This is a genomic window from Butyrivibrio hungatei DSM 14810 (assembly GCF_900143205.1).
In the GTDB taxonomy this organism is placed as follows: Bacteria; Bacillota; Clostridia; order Lachnospirales; family Lachnospiraceae; genus Butyrivibrio; species Butyrivibrio hungatei.
This window is the reverse complement of record NZ_FRDH01000005.1, coordinates 193,107-214,682: the sequence shown is the minus strand read 5'-3', so window position 1 is coordinate 214,682 and position 21,576 is coordinate 193,107. Positions and strand designations below refer to the sequence as shown.

Here is a 21,576-nt window from a genome sequence, read left to right as displayed (position 1 = left end):
TTTATCAAAAATCACAAATAACGAGGATAAATAAAAAGAACTGGTGCAAAGCACCAGTTCTTTTATGTTAAACGTACCTGTTTAAGTTTGATATTACTCTTTTTCTTCCTTCTTTTTTCTGCCAACTAATGTCATGCATGAAGCAAGACCAGCAGCAATAAGGATTACGACAAATCTACCTGTATTATTTGTAGCATCTTCAGTTCTAGCACGTCTAGCACCAAGTACTGCCTGACCATTTGCAGCAGGATCTCTTCTAGCACCAAGTACTGCACCTGCAGGAGCTGCAGCTGGAGCAGCTGTTGTTACTGTGCCACCTTCTGCAGGAGGATTGTCCTCTCCGCCAACAGTGTAGATCTCAAGAGTACCAAATACTGTAGTAATGTTGTAGTTCTCTGCCTTAGTATTTTCCTGAAGTGTATATGTGAATGTGTTAGGAGTGCTTCCTTCACTGGAAATTGAACCAGTTACATTGTAAATTGCACCTTCCTGACCAGCTTCACCATTTGCAAATCCATCACCAGAAACTGTAACAGTGCTGTTTGTAAGAGGATTTCCATCCTGCTGCTTTCTAGCAGAAGCAGATGTAAGGGTTACATTTCTCTTTTCTACAATAAGGTTACCGATAACTACTTCTGATGGGTTAAGATCTTCTGTAACCTGCTCTTCTTCTGTAACTTTTGTGATATTGTTCTCAACTTCGATTCTAACCTGCTTGCTAAGGTCAATCTCTTTACCATCGATAACAGCACCAACAGTCATATTATCTGAATTAAGAACAACAGGATATTTACCTACGTCAGTTCCTTCTCCGCCTGATACATAGAGGTTATCTACAGTAACTTCTACGCCATTGACTTTAACTTTTTCGGCATCTACCTTCTTGCCTGCAGGAGTTTCAGGTTCACTCTCCTCTGCATGAACTACAAGAGTACCAATGCTAGTTACATTTGATAAAAGTGAGTTAAGTCTATTTACAAGATCCTCAAGACCTGATGAACTCTCAGCATCAACATATACATGAACTGTAAGGTCAGCATGCTGCGAACTTCCGTTATAAGGAAGTACTGTATCGCCACCATTTCCTTCAGCACCAAGGCGAACCTTGATAACAAATTTCTCTTCTCTATCTGTTACTACAAGATCACCAAACTCAGTTGCAATAGTGTAGTTCTCAGCCTTTGTTTCTTTTAAAAGACCTGAAGAAAGAACATAAGTAAATTCGTTCTCACCTTCACCTGTACCACCAACTTCTACTCTGCTTCCAGTAAATACTGTCTTAGAAGCATCGATTCCTTCGCCAGAAACAAATCCTTCACCTGTTTCAGCGTTAAATGCTGTTGCTGTGATGTCTTTTGCATCTGTCTCGCCAGCCTCTACTCTCTCATCAGCTGTAAGAGCCTTGAGATCAAATTCCTTTGTAAGAGTCTTAGATGTAAGTGTTACTGTTCTAGGCTTGATCTTAAGAGATCCGTTTACAACAGTTACCTTTGTTGCTGCATTGCCGCCTGTTACAACCTTGCCATCCTTAACTGTTAATGAATATTCCTTACCAGTTTCAGTATTCTTGATCTTAAGGGCTGTTATCTCATTGTTACCAAGCTTATTGTCACTTACATTTGTTACTTTATTAGATGCAAGTGTAACATCAGTTACCTCAATGTTTTTAGATGAACTTGTGTAAGTGAACTTCTCTTCCTTGTCATACTCATGAGCTGTTCCATCATAGAACCATTCCTCGTCTAATGATGTAACAACTACGTCAGTACTAAAATCATCACGCAAGTAGTAGATATTAAGTACTAACTGCTCACCATCTTCGCTTACTGTTCCTGACCAGTTACCAGCAACCTCTTCTGGAGCAACTGTATAAGTAACACCCTGCTCATCAACGATGTTTCTATCAAACATCATCTTAACGCCGCCTATTGCAGGTATAAGGTAACTTGAGATCTTTGAAGGATTACTATTTTTATATACTTCTGGAGTAACACTCTTTGTTTCGCCATCCTTCAGCTTGATTGTGAACTCTTTCTGCATGATATAGTTAGGTGCTCCATCTGTGTAGAAAGAACCATCTTCACCCTGAACGATGAAGTTCGCCTTGAATGTTACTTCCTTGTTCCACTGAGCATAAAGAACAATCTTATCATTTACCTTTATTGTCTTGTTATTGTATGTTGTTCCATACCATGTTCCTGTTCCATCAGCCTTTGTATTCCAGCCAACGAAATTAGAATTTGAATTGGTAAACATGTTGGCAAGTACGTCTGTTGTTGTTCCAAATCTAACCTTATTACCAGCAATTTCTGTCTTACCATCAGCAGTTGTTCCGCCATTATTTGCATTGTATGTAACGTTAGCTGCTACATATCCATCAATATGTCTAGAACCACCTGACTGTCTCTTATATACGTACCAAACTACATCGCTTTCTGAGAAGTTAGAACCAAATGTGCTGCTTACATAAGCGTTGATCTTGTCCTTAACACCAGTATCATATGCCCAACCTGTGTACTCCTGGTTGATACCATTTTCCCAATTATAGATAGAAACATAACCATTTGAACCTGTATATGTAGGTGTCAAAAGATCAAAGTTCTTGGCTGAACCTTTCCAATCATATTTACCACTTTCTGGATAATAGTACTTTGAATCCTGTGGTCCAGCATTTGGTACACCTGCATAAGAATCCTTAATGATAAAGAAGGCAAGGCTCTCTCTCTCTGACTTAGTAAACTTAGCATAAAGAGTCATATTAGCTGAAATAGCCTCAAGTCCATTAAACTTCTGTGTGCAAGCTTCATCTGTATAAATATCTTCAAGCTTATAGCCGTTTGAATAAGCTGATACAACATCCGATGCATCCTTGTAGGTTAAAGGAGCTCCTGACAGATATGAAGTGCTTTCTCCAAGATCCTTAGTTTCAATATGTTTTTCACCTACATAATAAAGACCCTTAAATGATACATCATTAGTAGTAAATCTAAGATCAAGATGGTACTTGAAGCTTCCGCCATCTGGGTGGCTTATAGAAGGACTATATGTGTAATCAAAAAGTGCTGTGAACTTAGAATTTGAATCTTTACCTATATCTCTCTGCACATATTTAAGATTTTCAGCAACTGTATTATTTGCGTTACCAACGCCTCCATCTTTAAGGCAGCTCTTATCGATAGCCTTAACAGCATCTAATACTGCATTAAGGTCATCCTCTGAAGTGATGTATGGAGATGTCTTTCCTTCAAAAAATGAAGCAGGAAGTTTGATAACACCTACTGGGTAATAGGAATCCCACTGTACATACTCAAGTCCAAGAATTGACTTGAACTGAGGATTTACAACAGCTTTTCCAGATCCATCTGTGGCATATACTGGAACATAAACATCTTCATCGCCCCAGATTGCATAGAGCTCTTTTCTTCCATTCTTTTCAACTACAATTGAATCTCCAGCCTTGAACTGAGGGACCTTAGCATCAGCACTCTCAGCCCAGCCAAGGAATGTATGTCCTTCATATGTTCCAAGTCCAGTATCCTCAATATCTTTTACGATAAACGTAAATGATGCAGCATGTGCTTCCTCCTGCTTGTCAGCTACAGGCTTTGTTGCAGAACCATCATTCTTGTTGTAAATAAGATTTCCAACTACTACAAACTGATCTGTAAAGTTATAGTAATAGTCAAATCCAAAAACGTCCTGGATATATCTGTGGGCATAGTAGCAGCTCTCATAAGCCTTAGCATTTTCAAGAGATGTAGGACTATAGCGATATGTCTGTCCCTTATACTCAACTTCAAATACGATTGTATCTGTTGATTTAACTGATTCTGGAGCGCCATTTACTCCAAGATCAAGTCTATATTCGTATGTTCCAAGCTCTTCATCATAACCGCCGTCAGGACCAGTTATGCCCATTTTTAATTTTTTACCATTAACAATGGCATATATCTTAGTAGATGGATCGTTCTTATAAAGTTTGAACTCCTCATCCGTAAAGCCAAGATCAAGATGGTCGTATGTCTTATAAACTGATTCTTTATAGATAAAAGTAACTTTACTATCAGCCTTTATTTCACCAACTTTTTCATCTGACCAGAATCCATCAATACGAGCAAGTACTTTACCATCTTTTAATTTGATAAGATCAAATTCTTTATCACCAAGTTTCGCCTTAGAAAATGTGTAACAAGGAATTGAAGGTGCAACAGCGCTAACAGATGTTTCATGAAAATCAAGTGAACCAAGTGAAACTGTATGAGATACATCTTCACCAATGCTCTCTCCCTTTTCATTTACCATTGAAATAGTAATTGTATTTATCTTGTTCTCAAAGATCAGATGATATTCAATAAGTGTAAGTGTATAGATTGAGAAGTGCTCAGCATCAAAACTGATCTCAGTCTCTGTAGAATTCTTGTTGCCTGTAGCAACCTTTTCTACATTCTGAACTTCGCCATCATTTTCTTTTACATGGTAAACTTCGAGGGAAAGATTCTTGTCACTAGCCTCATGAACCTGTTCGAATGTAACTCTTACAGTTCCATCCTCTGGCTGTACGTTTTTACCCTCGCTCTCAGAATAAATGTTGATATCATATGAATATGTCTTTTCAACATTTACATCAGAACCTGTCTCAGCATCAATTGCATCTTCGATCTTTTCTTCCAAAGAAGTCTCAACCTTCTCTACACGAAGCTCAGCATCTGCAGGAAGAACACCCTTCTTTGCATAAAGAGAGATCTTGATTCCGTCGATCACTTTATCCTGATCAAATTCAAGCTCTTCTACGCTACTAGCAAGTGTAGCAGCATCTTCTGAAGCCTCAGTACTTGCTACTGCACTAGCATCCTCACTTGATGCCTCTGAGCTTGCATCTACTGAAGCATCTACTGAAGTTTCTTCTGTGGATACCTCAGTGCTTTCTTCATTAGAAGTATTCTCTTCTGATGCGATTATATTAGTAGCTTCCACGCCACTTTCATCAGAAGGTTCTGTAACAACGCCTTCATTTGCATTGTCTACAGCATCGCTTTTCTCATTTACTTCTGAAAAGCTTTCAAATATATCTCCATCTTCATTTTCACCAGCAGACTCATTCATTTCCTCTACTGATCCAACCGCATATACCTTAGTGCTTGCAAGATCACTACTAAAAGTAGTAAGTATAAGCGCTAAAGCAAGTACGAATGATAAAAACCTTTTAATTTCTTTGCACATTCCCTATGCCTCCCTTTAATCTCATAAAAAATCCTTTTAAATTGTACTAAGAAGGCAATCATACAAATCATCATATTTGAAACTTTTTTTGTAAAATTGTGATTATTTTCTAGAAACTAATGAAAAAGCATGTTGCTTGCAACATGCTCGCGCCGAGCGCGGTTGCATTTATGCAACAAATACCATACGCGCGAGTGTGCATCCATAGTGGAGCGTTTTTTATATATTAGGAAATCCAGAGGAATTTCCTAATATATAAAAAACCACTTAGCAAAGCTAAGTGGCTAAATATTCTTACGTTATTAAGTATTTTCAATTTTCTTTGTGGTCTTTCACATACTTCTTGATACCCTTAAAGGTCTCAGGACTTATGATGTGTTCAATTCTGCAGGCATCAGTTTCTGCGATAGTCTCATTTACTCCGGCAGTCATCATAAGGAACTTAGTAAGATTAGTATGCTTCTCATATACATGTTTAGCAGTTTTTAGTCCTTCTTCTGTAAGAATCAGCTCACCATCATCTTCTACAGTGATAAGACCGTTATCTTTAAGTATTCCTACAGCTCTTGATACTGAAGGGCGTGAAAAATTAAGTTCATTAGCTACATCTATAGAGCGAACTGAACCATTGCGCTTCTTTAACAGATATATAGTTTCGATATAATCTTCACCAGATTCGTGCATAGTACTAACCCCTTTTCATCATTATATTTTTTATTATATTGCACGCAATCATTTTTTACAAGTAATTCTATCTAATTGAGAAAAATATTTAAAAAGAAAAAAGCTGTCCATAAGGACAGCTTTTTAATTATTTAGCATATTCAGTTGCTCTGCTCTCTCTAATAATGTTTACCTTGATCTGACCAGGATATTCCATCTCATCCTCGATCTTCTTGGCAATATCACGAGCCATAAGCACCATATCTGCATCTGAAACCTGCTCAGGAACTACCATTACTCTGACTTCACGGCCAGCCTGAATAGCAAATGAGTGATCAACACCCTTAAAGCTATTAGTAATATCCTCGAGTTCTTTTAATCTAGATGTGTAAGTTTCAAGAGTCTCTCTACGAGCTCCAGGTCTTGCAGAAGAAATAGTGTCTGCAGCCTGAACAAGAACTGCTATAAGTGACTGAGGTTCAACATCTCCGTGATGTGCCTCAACCGCATTGATTACAATCTGAGATTCCTTGTACTTCTTACAGATATCAACACCGAGCTGGATATGTGAACCTTCAAGTTCATGGTCAACAGCTTTACCAATATCATGTAAAAGTCCGGCTCTTTTTGCTACTCTAACATCGAGTCCAAGCTCTGATGCAAGAAGTCCACAAAGCTGAGCTACCTCTACAGAATGCTTAAGACAATTCTGTCCATAACTTGTTCTGAACTTCATTCGTCCTAAAATCTTGATAACTTCAGGATGAAGTCCATGAACACCTGCCTCTATCGCAGCATTTTCACCTTCTTCTTTGATCTTAGCAGCAACTTCTTTCTGAGCCTTCTCTACCATCTCTTCTATTCTAGCTGGATGGATACGACCGTCTACGATAAGTTTCTCAAGTGCTATACGAGCAACTTCTCTACGTATAGGATCAAAGCCAGAAATAACTACCGCCTCTGGTGTATCATCAATAATAAGATCTACACCAGTCATTGTCTCAAGAGTTCTGATATTTCTACCCTCTCTACCAATGATACGACCCTTCATTTCATCATTAGGAAGCTGTACTACAGAAATTGTAGTCTCTGATACGTGATCAGCAGCGCAACGCTGGATCGCATTAACAACGATTTCCTTTGCTCTCTTATCAGCTTCTTCTTTAGCCTCAGCTTCCATGTTTTTGATCATGACAGCTGATTCATGCTTTACATCATCTTCGACTATCTTTAAAAGATACTCTTTTGCCTGCTCGGAGGTTAAGCCAGAGATTTTTTCTAGTTCCTGTATTCTCTGTTCATTAAGCTTAGCAACCTCTTCGCTCTTCTTGCTGAGTGCCTCTTCACGGGCATTTAAACTCTGCTCTTTTCTCTCGATCGCTTCGGATCTCTTTTCGACGTTTTCCTCTTTCTGCTGAATCCTACGTTCGCTACGCTGAACTTCGTTTCTACGATCCTTAACTTCCTTCTCAAGCTCGTTACGTGTCTTAAGTGCCTCTTCTTTGGCTTCTAGAAGTTTCTCACGCTTTGTTTCTTCGGCATTTTTGAGTGCTTCGTCAATAATTTTTCTTGCCCTTTCTTCAGCACTTCCAATCTTACTATCAGATACCTTCTTGTGATGTAACGTAGAAAGCATCCACGCTGCAATAAAAGCGACAAGAGCTGCTACTACTGCAATAATGACATAGTTCATTACAGGAGCACCTCCTTATTCAATTTTCATTGTACAATATTTTGTATAGTAGGTCCCCTCAGAGCCCACTTTTATACAATTTTACAACACTTAAATTTTACCTTTTATAAGGTATAGTGTCAAGATATGTACATATAATCGGGCTTAAAAAAAAATCAATTTGAATTTATCACTCGTTTTATTTTGTCCAGAGAAAACCCTCTTCTAAGAAGAAACGCGATTATTTTCTGCTGTTCTTTATAATCAAGATCTTTGGAATAGTGTTTTTTTTGAAGAAGAGCTTCTATTTGAGATGTTTCTGGATCCAAATCCTCCTCTTCATAGAGTTCTTCTAAGATTGGAATAAGTATATCTTTCTTTATTCCCTTGTTACTTAGGTCTTGTACTATCCTATTTTTGCTCTTAGTAGGCATATGATAAGTAATATAGTCCCTGGCATATCTTTCATCATCAAGGTAATGATAAGATTTTACATATTCAATTGCTGCATCTATAGCTTCTTGCGGATATAAGCCTTCAGATAGCTTTTCTCTTAGTTTAGCTTCTGTATAGTCTCTTTTTTGAAGAAGGTTCATAGCACGCTTTGTCGCTCTTTTGGGAAGAAGAACAGAAATAATGGACTCATATGTCTCATCTGATATTTCAGCCTCTAATTTGATGCCATATTCACGAAATTCGCCCTTATACATTACAAAGGCAAACTCTCCATCTATAAACACCTTACTTCTTTTTTTATCAAGCTCCAGGATATCACTAACGATCATCTACTTACTCCTCTTATAAAAATCGGTGACCCGAAGGTCACCGATACAGGTCATTATTTTGATGATTTTGTTTTCTTAGGTGCTGGAGCTTCCTCTTCTGCCTTAGGAGCTGTTACAGCGCCATTTACTGGAAGTCCATAGTGAGCTCTTACCTTAGCGTCGATCTCAGCACGGATCTCTGGGTTATTCTCAAGATAGAGCTTGGCATTCTCACGACCCTGACCAATCTTCTCACCTTCGTACTGATACCAGGCACCACTCTTATTAACGATATCCACACCAGCTGCAAGATCAAGGATGTCTCCTGTAGCTGAGATTCCCTTACCAAACATGATATCGAACTCTGCTTCCTTGAAAGGAGGAGCAATCTTGTTCTTAACCACCTTAACTCTTGTTCTGTTACCGATATTCTCACCGTTCTGCTTGATAGCCTCGATACGACGAACATCCATACGAACTGATGAATAGAATTTAAGAGCACGTCCACCAGTTGTTGTCTCAGGATTACCAAACATAACACCAACCTTCTCTCTGAGCTGGTTGATGAATACTACTGTACAATTTGACTTACTGATAACAGCTGTGAGCTTACGAAGAGCCTGTGACATAAGTCTTGCCTGAAGACCTACGTGAGAATCTCCCATATCGCCATCGATCTCAGCCTTAGGAACAAGAGCTGCAACAGAGTCTACAACTACGATATCAATAGCGCCTGAGCGAACCATTGTCTCTGTGATCTCAAGAGCCTGCTCACCACTATCTGGCTGTGAGATATAGAGGTTGTCTACATCTACACCAATATTCTTGGCATATACAGGATCAAGAGCATGCTCAGCATCGATAAATCCTGCAATTCCGCCTCTCTTCTGAACCTCTGCGATCATATGAAGTGTAACTGTTGTCTTACCACTGGACTCAGGTCCATAGATCTCTATAATTCTACCCTTTGGAATACCACCAAGACCAAGCGCGATATCAAGGCTTAATGATCCTGTAGGGATAGTCTCAATATTCATAGTATCAGATGAATCACCAAGCTTCATTACAGCTCCCTTACCGAACTGCTTCTCAATCTGTCCGAGAGCTGCCTCTAATGCTTTTTGTTTTTCTTCTCTTTCCATACTAATCTCCTTCTCAAAAGAACATTCGTTCTATCCATGAATTTATAGTAAAACAAACGTTCGATTATGTCAATAAATATTTTTTGATTTTTTTACTTTTGAAATCTTCAGCAGAATCACTGTAAGAATCAAAGAATCCCCGTAGAACACACACAAGTCATTACTCAGAAAGAGCAATGACTTGTTTAATTTATCATAAATATTTTTTTATGTCAAAAAAAAGCTTCCCCCTAGACTAGTCCATTATTAGTTGGTAGCACTCATATCATACTGTCTGCAAAGTGCACTATATTCCTGGTTGATAAGCTGAACCATATCATGGTCTCCACTTATGTTATCAGGATGGAACATCTTCATAAGATCCTTGTATCTCTTCTTGAGTGTAAGTGGTGTATTGGCACCTCTAAAGAGCAGATCAAGGGCGTCATACTCATTTTCTCTCTGATAGACTTTCTCACGTTCAAGTCTGCAATATTCTGTCTCAAGTCTCCTTCTGTCATTGTTAAGTTCATCAAAGCCATTATTGAGTATTTTGAGCCTCTGCTCAAACAAAGCTTTGTCATTATTTAATTTTTTCTGCGCGTTTTCAAGCTTTCTTTCAGCCGCATCCATCTTTTCCTTAAAAGCTATCTCATCAGCTTCTAACTTAGCATAACGTTCTGAAAGAGCACTTTCATGATTCTCTAAGCGAACACTTTCCTTAAAAAGCCATACTCTTAACTCAGCAAGCTCATCTTTACTGCCGTTTAAGATAATTTCTTCAAGATTTCTTCTCTCGTCCATAAAGGTACCCCTGCCTTTCTGGATTACTTTTCCTCATTCTCCGGAAAAGCAATATCTACTGCTGATTTGTCATCCATGATTTCTTCTTTTTTTGAAAAACGATCCACAATATCAGGTACGAGATCTAAAACCTTTGTTACTGCATCCTGGTTTTTGATATTAACTAGCTTGGTAGATCCGTTCTTTATAACAAGGACTGCGCTGGGAGACATCTTTGCACCAAATCCGCCTGCGCCACCATCCTTTTTATCTGCATTTGTTGAACCAGCTCCTACACCAAAAGAAACATCTACAAGAGGAAGAATGATAGTATCTCCTACCTGAGTTGCCTCTCCAACTACTGTCTTTGTTGCAAGTATAGAATTCATTCCCTTTAAAAGGGATTCAACAACACCACTAAAATTTGATTCTGCCATATTACCCTCCAGCTTATCAGGATTTCATGATCTTCTTGAATCTCCTGATCACTTTTTTCACATCTTTATTAAAATAGCAAACAGCTACACAATACACTACTGTAAAGCATGTTACATGGCCCTTTAGATGAGCCTTAAGTTCAATAACACTCTCTTCAAAAACAGGGTCCATATAAACCTTACCTGCAAGCACTGGATAAAGTGCTCCATAGGCTGCCATAACCTCTGCTGTCTGAGCAGGATCCCCTGTTCCAAGTGTGATCCTTATATCTGTTTTGTCAGGTAGGATCATCTTGACAAGCTTTATGATTTTGCCTTTTACAAGGGCATATGCTCTTTTAAATATATCATTTTCAAGCGTGGTTTTGATCATATCTATCTTACCACAAACTCTAGATATTGTATATTGTATTTTCGAAAACACATTTTGTGGCGTTTCGATAAGTTTTTTCACAAGATCTATGACCTTCCAGATAACATCCAGAAAGCTTTTGGAATCATCACCATCCACATCGTCAGATGTGGTCTCTTCTTTTGCTTCATGAGCCTCGTCTGACTGCTCTGATTCAGCGCTTTCAGATGCCTCTATATCTTGTTCCTGTAAAGCTTCCTCATTTTGAGGTTCTTCATGCTCCTCTTCCTTGGGTTTTTCTTCCATGTTACTCATTTCGATGACACCCTCAGATGGCTTGTCCTCAATATCTTTATCGGTCTTTTGAGAGGTCTTTTTTACTTTTCCTGGAAACACTTGGATCCCAAAAATTTTCACTTCAAACTCTTTTTGCTTGGGATACGTGATCCCGGCATTTATAAAATGCAAAAGCCAGGTAATTCTGGCGTTTAGGAACATCTTTTCCATGTCAAAGCCGCTTTGCAACTCGGTTCGAGGTATATCAATATCCAGTTTGTATCTAAGTGGTACAAATAAAACCAATAGGATAATGGCAATAAGTAGTACTAATATCACAAGTAATACTATGCCAATTATCTTTAATACTGTAAGAATTCCCGCCAACATATGTTACTCCGTTATTCTCTGTCAAGATACGCCAGTAGCCTGCCTTCATATCCATTCTGAATTGCCTCATCAGATATCTTTACTACAAGTTCTAGCGCTTCATCATAGCTTTTGGCAACGCCATATATCATAACCGGATGCTCAAGATAATAAGACTGTTTTAAAAAGGCACAGTGAATGATATCAAGCTGGTCTCTGTCATTCATAGATCTTGTGATGCAGAAGATATTAAACTGTCCTCTTCCGTGTACAAGCCGCCATTTTATAAGAGAATGTTTTTTTAATGAACTTCCCCAGTAAAGATTTTTGTAAAAAATACAAAATCCTCTTTTTTTCATAAAAATATATGTCTCCCATGTGCAGAAAATCTATCCAAAACAAGGATTTTATATTAGAATAAATCCATGATAAGTATATCACATGACGGAATGATATGGAGAACTAAATGAAAGCAGTCGCTAGAATGGAATTAAAGCCCGGTATGATCACCGCGGAAGATATTCTTAATTACAAAAATGAGATCATTGTTTCTGCCAATACTAAAATAACAGAAAACATCATCAAAAAACTTGCCAGACATTCTATAATGGTAATTCAGATCAAGGAAGAATCAGATTTTATCACTACTCACTTTGAGAAAGTCAGACAGAGTGAAGGTTTCAAGAAATTTGAGTCCACCTATAATATTTATTTCCCTGTATTCAAAAATCTTACGCTTACATCTGTAAACAACAGACAGCCTATCAACATGGGTCAGCTGATGGAGGTTTACAGAAATATCATAGTATGCGCCAAAAGTGGTGAGCTCCTTTTGGATTACCTTTACAACATGCTTCCAAGTGAAGATGATCTTATCTATGCTCACTGCCTGAACTCAGCACTTATTGCCAGCGTGTTTGGAACATGGCTTGGTCTTTCAAATAAAGATATAGACCTTCTCATATACTGCGCTTTTGTTTACGACATTGGTAAGCTCAGTATTCCATATTCTATTTTGTGGAAGCCAGAAAAGCTCACCTCTGAAGAATATAGGCTTGTTATGCAGCACACTACTATAGGACACGATTTTCTTGCTTCATTAGGAGGATTTGATGAGCATGTATTAAATGCCACTCTTCAGCACCACGAAAGATGTGATGGCACTGGTTACCCAAAAGCTCTTAAGGATCAAGAAATAGACAGATTTGCTAAATATATAGCTATCATTGACACCTACGAAGCTATGACTTCACCAAGAGCCTACAGACAAAAGCTACACCCATTCCAGATCATAGCCAACTATGAAAATGAAGGTCTGACCAAATACGACTATGCATCCATTAAATCAATACTGTCTCACCTTGCTAACTCACAGCTTGGCTTTAATGTCCAGCTAAATAACGGCAAGATTGGTGAGATCATATTAATAAATGAAAGAGCGCTCTCACGCCCTCTCATTAAAATGAACGATGATTCACTTATAGATCTTTCTACCAGAAATGATCTGTTTATCATATCAGTATTCTGATCATTCTACTCCAAAGTATGCATCGAATATTCTCTTTGCAATTGGAACTGCGTAGCTTCCACCACTTCCTGCGTTCTCTACTATGATAGTGACACATATCTCAGGATCATCAGCTGGAGCATAGCCTGTAAACCATGCATGTGAATCAGAATTTGAATTAAACTCTGCTGAACCGGTCTTTCCTGCCGCTGTGTAGGAAAGGCCTTTTAATTTGCTGGCAGTTCCCTTAAGAACTACCTGCTCCATCATATCTCTAAGTATCCCTGCTTCTTCGCTAGAAATCAGTCTCTTTACCTTCTCTTCCTGGAATGTATCTACTACTTTTCCATTGGCGCATTTAACTTCAGAAATAAGATAAGGTTTCATGAGCACGCCATCATTAGCAATGGCTGATGTGATCATATTGATATGAAGTGGTGAAACTGCTGTTGTTCCTTGTCCAATAGATAGCTGCATCACATCTGCTGTTGACATGCCTGCAGTATATTCAGCACTACTCTTTGAATATCTAAAGTCAACAGGAAGGTCCTGCCCAAACATGAGCTTATCCAGGGTATCATTAAAGGTCTTTTGATTAACAGAAAGACCTATATTGGCGTAGGAAGAGTTACAGGATTCAGCAAAAGAACCGTAAAAATCAAGGTTTCCATGATTTTCTCCATGATAACATGAAATCACATCACTTCCCTTTGCAAATTTACCATTACAGCTAAATCTGTACTGAGTATAATCTGTAGGATGCTCCGTAAGATACGCTAATGAAGTTACTATCTTAAAAGTAGATCCAGGTGGATAAAGCCCCTGAGTTGCTCTATTTAGGAGCTTGGCGTCTCCTGATGTGTCTTTTAACATGTTATCCCACTCTGTCGCTATTGTATTAGGATCAAAGTCTGGCTTGGAAACCATAGCAAGGATCTCACCTGTTTTAGGATTAGTTACAATGATAGCGCCTTTTCTGGAAGCCAGTGCATTGTAAGCAACTTCCTGAAGATGAGTATCAAGGGTTGTGATAACGTTGTCACCAGGGTACTTCTGACCCGCTTTGTCAAGCGCTGCCTTCTCAGAAAGCTCAATACTTGTGTTTATTAGGTAATAATTGGCAAACTCCTCTATTCCGGACTTTCCATTTGTTGAATAACCTACTACATGAGCAAACTCTTTTTCATAGGGATATTCTCTTTTTTCTTTGCCTTCAGCATCAAGCTCTGTAGTTGCCAGGACTTCACCATCTCTAGATAGTATGTCGCCTCTTTTATTCTTGGCTGTCAGTATCTGCTGTCTTGTATTGTACTTGTTATTCATAAACTCCTGCTTGTTTGTATAGGAGTAATAACAGATATATCCAAGCATTGATGCAAACAAAAGACAATAGACGATTGATAATACTATGATCGGATATGATCTGATTCTTTTTTTCTTTTTAGTCTCGCCGCGAAGCTTTTCTTCTCTCATTATCTCTTTGCCTTCTAATACGTTCTATTGCTTCTTTCTTTTCATCGGTCCTGATCATACTGATTCCTTCAACTATCATGATCATTATGATAGTAACAAGGACAGAGGATCCACCGTAGCTAACAAAAGGAAGTGTGACACCTGTTAAAGGAATGAACTTAGCTCCACCTCCAATAGTTAAGAAAGTCTGGAAAATATAAGCCACTCCGATACCGCATACCACAAGCCTGTAGTATTTGTCACGAAGAAAATATCCTATCCTCATGATCTCAATAAAGGTGCTGACGCAGATAAGTGCCATTGTTACAGCAAATATAACTCCAAGTTCCTCTGCTATAGCTGAAAAGATAAAGTCCTGCTCAACAAATGGTATCGAGGAAGGCGAGCCACCATATAGACCAACGCCAAACCAGCCGCCGCTGCTTATACCGAACAAAGACTGTGATACCTGATAGCCTGAGCCTTCGATATCAGTGAAAGGATCCATCCAAGCTCGTACTCTCACCTGAACATGAGAAAAATGCTGGTATGCCACTGCACTTGCAAGAGTTGCAAAACCAAGTCCCATAGCAAGATAGCCTATATTCTCTGTTGAGATATAGATCATGGCAAGGTATATCACAAAGAAAATAAGCGCACTTCCAAGGTCTTTTGACAAGACCAGAATGATAACATGCACAGATGCCACAAATGAAGTAAGTAAGAGCTGCCATATATTTTCTGAGGAATAAAGCGCACCTGCCATAAAGAAAAGGAAAAGTATCTTAACTACTTCGGATGGTTGGAAGGTAACACCGCCAACCGTGTATGAGATCTTAGAACCGTTTGTAACAGCTCCAAGCAAAAGAACCACTCCAATTGCTGTAACGCCAAGTGCCGCATAGATCCAAGTAAACTTCTTGAGAAAATCAAACTTAAATATGATCTCTGGAACAAAAAAACCTATAACAAATGATGCAACTATGATAAAGAACTGTCTCACCGCTCTGTCGTAGGAAAGCCTTGTTAAAATAATCATTCCTATCATAAGAAGCATGCAGCTATTGTTGATAATTAGCCTGTTGCCTTCGGGATAAATGATATAAAAAAGCATTATCACCGAAGCAAATATTATGATCTGAAATGCGAAGAAAAACAGATAGACTGCTTTACCAGTTCTAGCCATTATCTGCACAAAACATGCGATCTGAACCGCAAACATCAGTATGATCTGTCTGGCATACAGCCATTTTCTCTTTTCTTCATTCTTAAATCTAAACGCCATGAAGGCCTCTAATGAATATAGAAAAAGAAGTCCTGCAATGACGTATTTTGATATTTCAGTAATATAAACTTCCATCTATTTACTCTACTCCGCGCTTAAAATGTCCTGTCGTATATTCTGCATTTTCAAAAATGTCAGACACACTCTCACTCTTTAAGCTATCAAGATAATAGCTGATGATATCTGCACATTCTTTTTGACTCTCAACAGACATATCTATTCTGTAATGGTCAAAGCATCCCGCATCCTGTATGTTTGTAAGCTTCTTGTGAAGAGAAGTAGGATGTGCATTCCAGATTATATTATAACAATCAAGGCAATTAGTAGTGATCTTAAGCTCATTGTCCATTCTGTCATAAATTGAAAGTTTCTCAGAATGCAGTTTATTCTGAAAACCGCTACAGGTGCCAAGCGTCTTCTTAACACAGCCGGCACTTATCATCATAGGTGTGTATCCATAAATATTATAGGTTTCAGGAAGACCTGTCTTTTGTCGTACCTTTTTAGAAACCTCTTTAGCCTCATGGAATGTAAGTTCATAAGGAATCGATGCCTCACAAGCCAGATCTTTAAGCATTTCAGCCGCCTGCCCATTCCAAATATAGATTCCATAATCAAGAATAACTTTGCCAGAATACTTTCTGTCATGTAAAAATCCAAGCTGTTCAAGGTTTCTGACTAGTACTCCATCAAATCCCTTATCTCCAAGTGAATCTAAGATACGCTCTATCTCAGAGACTCCATCATACTGCTCAGTTCTTGTCATATATGGAAGCGCCACCATAAGCTCTAGTCGGCCTCGACTTGAAGGAGTGTTACCAAGAGACTGATATAGATTACTGTCAACGTAGATCCTTGTAATATCGCTATACTCATCAGCTTTTTTTAGTGCCACTTCAAGCTGATCCTTTGTAGTCACAAGTATATGCACGTCTCCCTTTACATTCTCCGGAAGGCTTTCTTTTTCATTAGCCTGACTCTTACCATAGTCTTTTTTGATTGTTTCCACATGTTCATCTGTTAAAAGAGCTTTCTCCAGCTCTTCACACAAAGTTCTTCTGAGCTCATTTAACTCACTAACAGGCACAAATATTCCCGCACCATTTCCTTTATCATCAATAGATATAGAAATATTCTCAGCTTCAAAAGGAGTATTTCCAAGTCTTGAAAGCTGCTTGTATACGCTCTCTTTATCCATAGGCCGCTTCGATGCAGCCTGAACCTTACTACCTCTGATCTCCTTAACTATGCGCTCTGCTCCTTTAAAGGCAGACATAGTGATATATATATCCTCATCAAGTGAAAGCTTACAGTTAATATCACACTTGATCTTAAGCTCTCCCCCAAGAAATCTGTCTTTGATATCAGCAAGTACCGCATCAGATGTTCCGTTATAGGCTGGAGAAGCCAGTGTCACCATGTCTTTGCCGTTATGCTTGTGGTAATAACCCTGACTTATCTCTGTTCTTAGATATAACGATCTTAAGATCTCCATATCTTCACGGGAAATCTCATGTTTTTTATCTGGTTCCTTATAATAAAGGTCAATATACTTTCTATAAATATGAGTTACACCTGCAGCGTACTCAGGCTTTTTCATTCTGCCTTCGATCTTAAAAGAATCAATGCCTGCCTCAATAAGCTCTGGAATCAGATCCACTGTGCACATATCCTTAAGACTAAGTGGATACTGCTCTTTATTTTTACCAGTAAGATCTGAGCGATAAGGAAGTCTGCAAGGCTGAGCACATCTACCTCTATTGCCACTTCTGGTGCCGACCATACTGCTAAATAAACACATTCCAGAATAGCAATAACACATTGCTCCATGAATAAAGGCTTCTACTTCTATGTCTGCTTTCTGCTTTATGCTCTTCATCTCAGAAAGGCTAAGCTCTCTTGCAGGAACAACTCTCACGCAGCCAAGTTCCTTTAAAAGCTTTGCTCCGTATACACCAGTAACAGTCTGCTGGGTACTGCCGTGAAGCTCTATTTTCGGAAACTCATCTCTTATGAGCTTCATAACGCCAAGATCCTGAACAATAACACCATCAAGCTTCTTTTCAGCAAATGGAAGCATGAAGTCGTATACTTCTCCATACTCTCTTTCCTTAACCAGCGTATTAACTGTCATGTAGATCTTTTTTCCATGTAAATGGGCATAAGAAATGGCATCCAGAACCTGCTCTTTGTCAAAATTGTCAGCATAGGCTCTGGCTCCAAATTTAGAACCGCCAAGATAAACAGCGTCAGCACCTGCATTAAATGCTCCCACCATTGTTTCATAGCCCCCAGCAGGGGCAAGTAATTCAACCATAATAATTCCTATCTAAATATCTAACTAATGAAAAAGGCTGTCAAAAGACAGCCCTCAAAGTCTCATTTCTTTGCACTCTTGACCTGTGTCTCAAGCTGAATGATCTTCTTAGATGAATCATCAAGCTTAGTCTGGAGTGACTTACTATTTTTCTCTGTGTTCTCAAGCTTCATCTGAGTTGCAATAAGCTCATGCTTGATATCGTACAATTCTTTTTCTTTTTCGGAAAGCTGCTCTTCCATAAGCTCGATCTGCTTCTTGGACTTAAAATAGTCATCAGCAATGTTAAGCTGTAAAAGAACATTCTGTGTATCAATAGGCTGTCTCTTAAAACCATCAATCTTGTTGTATTCGGATATCTTGTTGTTAATATATGAAGCAACCTTCTGAAGATACTCCTCGCTCTCATATCCGCTAAGAGTAAATACTTTTCCGCCTATAATTACTTCGGTATCTGTTTTAGATGCCATCTATCTTTCCCCCTCGTAATTGCATGGTAAAATTATAAATCACAGAGACTTTACTTTTCAAGTCCTAAATGTGTAAGTGCAAGATCCGTGACTACACGGCCTCTTGGCGTCCTATTGATAAGTCCATTCTTGATAAGATAAGGCTCATAGACATCTTCTATAGTGCCTGCATCTTCGCCTATCGCAGCTGCCAAAGTATCAAGTCCTACAGGGCCACCGCCAAACTTATCGATCATTGTCATCAAAAGGTTTCTATCTGTATGATCAAGTCCCATCTTGTCAACGTCCATAAGATCAAGAGCCACATTAGCAACCTTCTCAGTAATAACGCCGTCATATTTAACCTGAGCAAAATCCCTTACTCTCTTAAGGATTCTGTTAGCAAGTCGCGGCGTTCCTCTACTGCGTCTTGCCATCTCTTTTGCTCCATTGGCATCAACCTCAACTCCTAGAATCCCTGCAGACTGCATGATGATCGTACAAAGTTCATCGATATCATAGAATTCCATCCTGTGGATCATTCCAAATCTGTCACGAAGTGGTGCTGATAGCATACCTGCCCTAGTAGTTGCACCTATTAGTGTGAAGTGTGGAAGGTCAAGCCTTATAGATCTCGCGGTAGGTCCCTTTCCGATCATGATATCAATGGCATAATCTTCCATTGCAGGATAAAGAACTTCTTCTACCTGCCTGTTAAGTCTGTGGATCTCGTCAACAAAAAGGATATCACCTTCCTGAAGATTATTAAGGATTGCAGCCATATCACCAGGTTTTTCAATTGCAGGGCCACTGGTAATCTTGATATTAACGCCCATCTCATTAGCTATAATACCTGCAAGAGTTGTCTTACCTAGTCCTGGAGGTCCATAAAATAGCAAATGGTCAAGACTTTCGCCTCTTCCCTTTGCAGCCTCAATATAGATCTTAAGACTTTCCTTAATTTTCTTTTGTCCTATGTAGCTATCAAGACTCTTTGGACGAAGGGAACCTTCTATCCTTGAATCTTCTATATTAGCTTCTGCATCAATTCCCCTTGATGTTACTATCTTTCTTTTTTCCATACTTATCAAAAACTCTCCAGTAGTAATTATCAGAACATTTCCTTAAGTGCCTTCTTAAGAAGTACTTCTGTATCAGATGCTGCATCAGGATCAGTTGAAAGAACTTTTCTAACTGCCTTAACTGCCTCTGATGAATTATAGCCAAGAGCCACAAGCGCTGCCACAGCTTCATCCTTAGAAAGAGATGCCTCACCAGACAGATCTTCACTACCGGCAGATCTGTAAGAAAGCATATCATCTTCTGTAGCCTTTATTTTATCCCTAAGCTCAAGAGTTATCCTCTCAGCTGTCTTTTTTCCTATTCCAGGTGCCTTGGCAATAGAAGCGCTATCTCCTGCGATGATCGCAAATCTAAGATCATCAGGACTCATAACAGATAAAATAGAAAGGCCACCCTTAGGTCCAATTCCATTAACAGTAATGAGCATCTTAAATAAATTCAGCTCATCTCTAGATAAAAATCCAAATAATGTAAAAGCATCCTCTTTTACATTTGTATATGTATAAAGCTTAACAACTTCTCCGATACCAGGCATCCTGTCCATAGTATTGCCAGAGATGTTCACATTATATCCAACGCCATTAACATCTATAACAGCATTCCCCTCTTCAATATTTTCAAGGATTCCATTAACATATGCTATCAAGCTAAAATCTCCCCACTTTCTCCTAAACTCCTTATATTCTACCACATTGAATGTATAAAAAAGAGGGCAAAAGAAAAATTCTTTTGCCCTCAAATACACTAAATTATTATTCTATAACGTGGATCCATCCCTCTGGAGCAGGAACCTTACCCATCTGGATACCTGTAAGAGTATCGTAGAGTTTCTTGATAACTGGTCCCATCTCATCCATTCCACTTGGGAAGCAGATTTCCTTGCCGTGGTCATTGATCTTACCAACAGGGCTGATAACTGCAGCTGTTCCGCAAAGTCCCATCTCAGCAAAATTCTCAACCTCTGAAAGCTTAACAGGTCTCTCCTCAACATCAAGTCCAAGAATCTCTCTAGCTACATATACGATAGATCTTCTTGTGATTGATGGAAGTATTGAATCTGTGTGTGACTTAGGAACTACAAGTCCACCTTCCTTAGTAACGAAGATGATGTTAGCTCCACCGGTCTCCTCAATATATGTTCTTGACTCAGCATCAAGATAAACATTCTCAGCAAATCCTTCTTCATGAGCTGTAACGATAGCATGAAGGCTCATAGCATAGTTAAGACCAGCCTTGATGTTACCTGTTCCATGAGGTGCTGCTCTGTCAAAGTCACTTATCTTAACAACGATAGGCTTAGCACCGCCCTTGAAGTATGGTCCAACAGGTGTTACGAAAATTCTGAACTGATACTCATCAGCAGGTTTAACACCAATAACATTTCCTGTAGCGAACATAACAGGTCTGATGTAAAGAGTTGCTCCACTTCCGAAAGGTGGAACCCAATCTTTGTTGGCTGCTACAACTTCTTCTACAGCTTTGATAAATCTATCAGCCGGGAATGGAGGCATCTCAAGTCTCTTAGCAGAATCTTCCATTCTAGCAGCGTTCAGGTCAGGTCTGAAGGTTACGATCTTACCATCTTCTGTCTCATAAGCCTTAAGTCCTTCGAAGCATTCCTGTGCGTAATGAAGAACACCAGCATCCTCTGAAAGTGTGACCATGGAATTCTCTGTAATGACACCGTCATCCCACTTTCCATCTTTATAGTTAGATACAAATCTCTTATCAGCTACCATATAGCTGAATCCAATATTTGCCCAGTCTAAATTCTTCTTACTCATTTCTTCATCCCCTTCCAAACTTTAACACGCCAAAGCGATAAT

The 21,576-nt window shown here is 38.9% G+C and carries 17 protein-coding genes; 1 reads left to right on the top strand and 16 read right to left on the bottom strand.

Annotation, left to right across the window (positions count from 1 at the left end; translation table 11 throughout):
* Positions 1–93: 93 nt before the first annotated feature.
* From BUA02_RS07455 to BUA02_RS07415, 9 genes are all read right to left on the bottom strand, one after another.
* Positions 94–5,220: an InlB B-repeat-containing protein gene (locus tag BUA02_RS07455; RefSeq protein ID WP_072702325.1), complete on the bottom strand. Its 5,127-nt coding sequence runs from the start codon at positions 5,218–5,220 to the stop codon at positions 94–96.
* 312 nt (positions 5,221–5,532) lie between these two features.
* Entirely contained in the window at positions 5,533–5,904 is a 372-nt protein-coding gene (locus BUA02_RS07450; RefSeq protein ID WP_072702323.1) for a metal-dependent transcriptional regulator, read from the bottom strand.
* A gap of 127 nt (positions 5,905–6,031) precedes the next feature.
* Positions 6,032–7,576, bottom strand: a complete 1,545-nt coding sequence (rny, locus tag BUA02_RS07445) for a ribonuclease Y (RefSeq protein ID WP_072702320.1) — start codon at positions 7,574–7,576, stop codon at positions 6,032–6,034.
* A gap of 155 nt (positions 7,577–7,731) precedes the next feature.
* A complete protein-coding gene (locus BUA02_RS07440) occupies positions 7,732–8,340 on the bottom strand; it encodes a regulatory protein RecX (protein WP_072702317.1) in 609 nt (202 codons plus the stop codon).
* A 53-nt stretch (positions 8,341–8,393) separates the two neighbouring features.
* Positions 8,394–9,461 carry a recombinase RecA gene (gene recA / locus BUA02_RS07435; RefSeq protein WP_071176250.1) on the bottom strand — a complete coding sequence of 356 codons (1,068 nt, stop codon included), beginning with the start codon at positions 9,459–9,461 and terminating at the stop codon, positions 8,394–8,396.
* Positions 9,462–9,707: 246 nt separating this feature from the next.
* Positions 9,708–10,244, bottom strand: a complete 537-nt coding sequence (locus tag BUA02_RS07430) for a J domain-containing protein (RefSeq protein WP_071176251.1) — start codon at positions 10,242–10,244, stop codon at positions 9,708–9,710.
* 23 nt (positions 10,245–10,267) lie between these two features.
* On the bottom strand, positions 10,268–10,660 hold the full coding sequence (locus tag BUA02_RS07425; RefSeq protein ID WP_071176252.1) for a GerW family sporulation protein: 393 nt from the start codon (positions 10,658–10,660) through the stop codon (positions 10,268–10,270).
* A 16-nt stretch (positions 10,661–10,676) separates the two neighbouring features.
* Entirely contained in the window at positions 10,677–11,678 is a 1,002-nt protein-coding gene (locus tag BUA02_RS07420) for a hypothetical protein (RefSeq protein ID WP_072702314.1), read from the bottom strand.
* Between the two features lie 11 nt (positions 11,679–11,689).
* Positions 11,690–12,016 (bottom strand): hypothetical protein, encoded by a 327-nt coding sequence (locus tag BUA02_RS07415; protein WP_071176254.1) that lies wholly within the window; start codon positions 12,014–12,016, stop codon positions 11,690–11,692.
* A gap of 107 nt (positions 12,017–12,123) precedes the next feature.
* On the opposite strand from BUA02_RS07415, the gene BUA02_RS07410 reads away from it, so the two are divergent.
* The gene (locus BUA02_RS07410) at positions 12,124–13,185 is read left to right on the top strand and encodes an HD-GYP domain-containing protein (protein ID WP_072702311.1); all 1,062 of its coding nucleotides are present in this window, start codon (positions 12,124–12,126) and stop codon (positions 13,183–13,185) included.
* Here the strand turns inward: BUA02_RS07410 and BUA02_RS07405 are convergent, their stop codons facing one another.
* The 7 genes from BUA02_RS07405 to BUA02_RS07375 all read right to left on the bottom strand — a co-directional run bounded on the left by BUA02_RS07405 (position 13,186) and on the right by BUA02_RS07375 (position 21,534).
* The gene (locus BUA02_RS07405) at positions 13,186–14,637 is read right to left on the bottom strand and encodes a peptidoglycan D,D-transpeptidase FtsI family protein (RefSeq protein WP_072702308.1); all 1,452 of its coding nucleotides are present in this window, start codon (positions 14,635–14,637) and stop codon (positions 13,186–13,188) included.
* Entirely contained in the window at positions 14,606–15,976 is a 1,371-nt protein-coding gene (locus tag BUA02_RS07400; protein ID WP_072702305.1) for an FtsW/RodA/SpoVE family cell cycle protein, read from the bottom strand. The genes BUA02_RS07405 and BUA02_RS07400 overlap by 32 nt, the downstream gene beginning before the upstream one ends.
* 4 nt (positions 15,977–15,980) lie before the next feature.
* Positions 15,981–18,218, bottom strand: a complete 2,238-nt coding sequence (locus BUA02_RS07395; RefSeq protein ID WP_072702302.1) for a peptidase U32 family protein — start codon at positions 18,216–18,218, stop codon at positions 15,981–15,983.
* A 62-nt stretch (positions 18,219–18,280) separates the two neighbouring features.
* On the bottom strand, positions 18,281–18,688 hold the full coding sequence (locus tag BUA02_RS07390; protein ID WP_071176259.1) for a cell division protein ZapA: 408 nt from the start codon (positions 18,686–18,688) through the stop codon (positions 18,281–18,283).
* 50 nt (positions 18,689–18,738) lie between these two features.
* Positions 18,739–19,749, bottom strand: a complete 1,011-nt coding sequence (ruvB, locus tag BUA02_RS07385; RefSeq protein WP_071176260.1) for a Holliday junction branch migration DNA helicase RuvB — start codon at positions 19,747–19,749, stop codon at positions 18,739–18,741.
* 29 nt (positions 19,750–19,778) lie between these two features.
* Positions 19,779–20,396 (bottom strand): Holliday junction branch migration protein RuvA, encoded by a 618-nt coding sequence (gene ruvA, locus BUA02_RS07380; RefSeq protein ID WP_072702461.1) that lies wholly within the window; start codon positions 20,394–20,396, stop codon positions 19,779–19,781.
* 106 nt (positions 20,397–20,502) lie between these two features.
* Positions 20,503–21,534, bottom strand: coding sequence for a branched-chain amino acid aminotransferase (locus BUA02_RS07375; protein ID WP_071176261.1), 1,032 nt, complete (start codon positions 21,532–21,534; stop codon positions 20,503–20,505).
* Positions 21,535–21,576 lie beyond the last annotated feature (42 nt).

Coding starts and splice junctions, on each gene's coding strand:
- BUA02_RS07455 (WP_072702325.1), bottom strand. CDS start 5,220: ATGTGCAAAGAAATTAAAAGGTTTTTATCATTCGTACTTGCTTTAGCG.
- BUA02_RS07450 (WP_072702323.1), bottom strand. CDS start 5,904: ATGCACGAATCTGGTGAAGATTATATCGAAACTATATATCTGTTAAAG.
- rny (WP_072702320.1), bottom strand. CDS start 7,576: ATGAACTATGTCATTATTGCAGTAGTAGCAGCTCTTGTCGCTTTTATT.
- BUA02_RS07440 (WP_072702317.1), bottom strand. CDS start 8,340: ATGATCGTTAGTGATATCCTGGAGCTTGATAAAAAAAGAAGTAAGGTG.
- recA (WP_071176250.1), bottom strand. CDS start 9,461: ATGGAAAGAGAAGAAAAACAAAAAGCATTAGAGGCAGCTCTCGGACAG.
- BUA02_RS07430 (WP_071176251.1), bottom strand. CDS start 10,244: ATGGACGAGAGAAGAAATCTTGAAGAAATTATCTTAAACGGCAGTAAA.
- BUA02_RS07425 (WP_071176252.1), bottom strand. CDS start 10,660: ATGGCAGAATCAAATTTTAGTGGTGTTGTTGAATCCCTTTTAAAGGGA.
- BUA02_RS07420 (WP_072702314.1), bottom strand. CDS start 11,678: ATGTTGGCGGGAATTCTTACAGTATTAAAGATAATTGGCATAGTATTA.
- BUA02_RS07415 (WP_071176254.1), bottom strand. CDS start 12,016: ATGAAAAAAAGAGGATTTTGTATTTTTTACAAAAATCTTTACTGGGGA.
- BUA02_RS07410 (WP_072702311.1), top strand. CDS start 12,124: ATGAAAGCAGTCGCTAGAATGGAATTAAAGCCCGGTATGATCACCGCG.
- BUA02_RS07405 (WP_072702308.1), bottom strand. CDS start 14,637: ATGAGAGAAGAAAAGCTTCGCGGCGAGACTAAAAAGAAAAAAAGAATC.
- BUA02_RS07400 (WP_072702305.1), bottom strand. CDS start 15,976: ATGGAAGTTTATATTACTGAAATATCAAAATACGTCATTGCAGGACTT.
- BUA02_RS07395 (WP_072702302.1), bottom strand. CDS start 18,218: ATGGTTGAATTACTTGCCCCTGCTGGGGGCTATGAAACAATGGTGGGA.
- BUA02_RS07390 (WP_071176259.1), bottom strand. CDS start 18,688: ATGGCATCTAAAACAGATACCGAAGTAATTATAGGCGGAAAAGTATTT.
- ruvB (WP_071176260.1), bottom strand. CDS start 19,749: ATGGAAAAAAGAAAGATAGTAACATCAAGGGGAATTGATGCAGAAGCT.
- BUA02_RS07375 (WP_071176261.1), bottom strand. CDS start 21,534: ATGAGTAAGAAGAATTTAGACTGGGCAAATATTGGATTCAGCTATATG.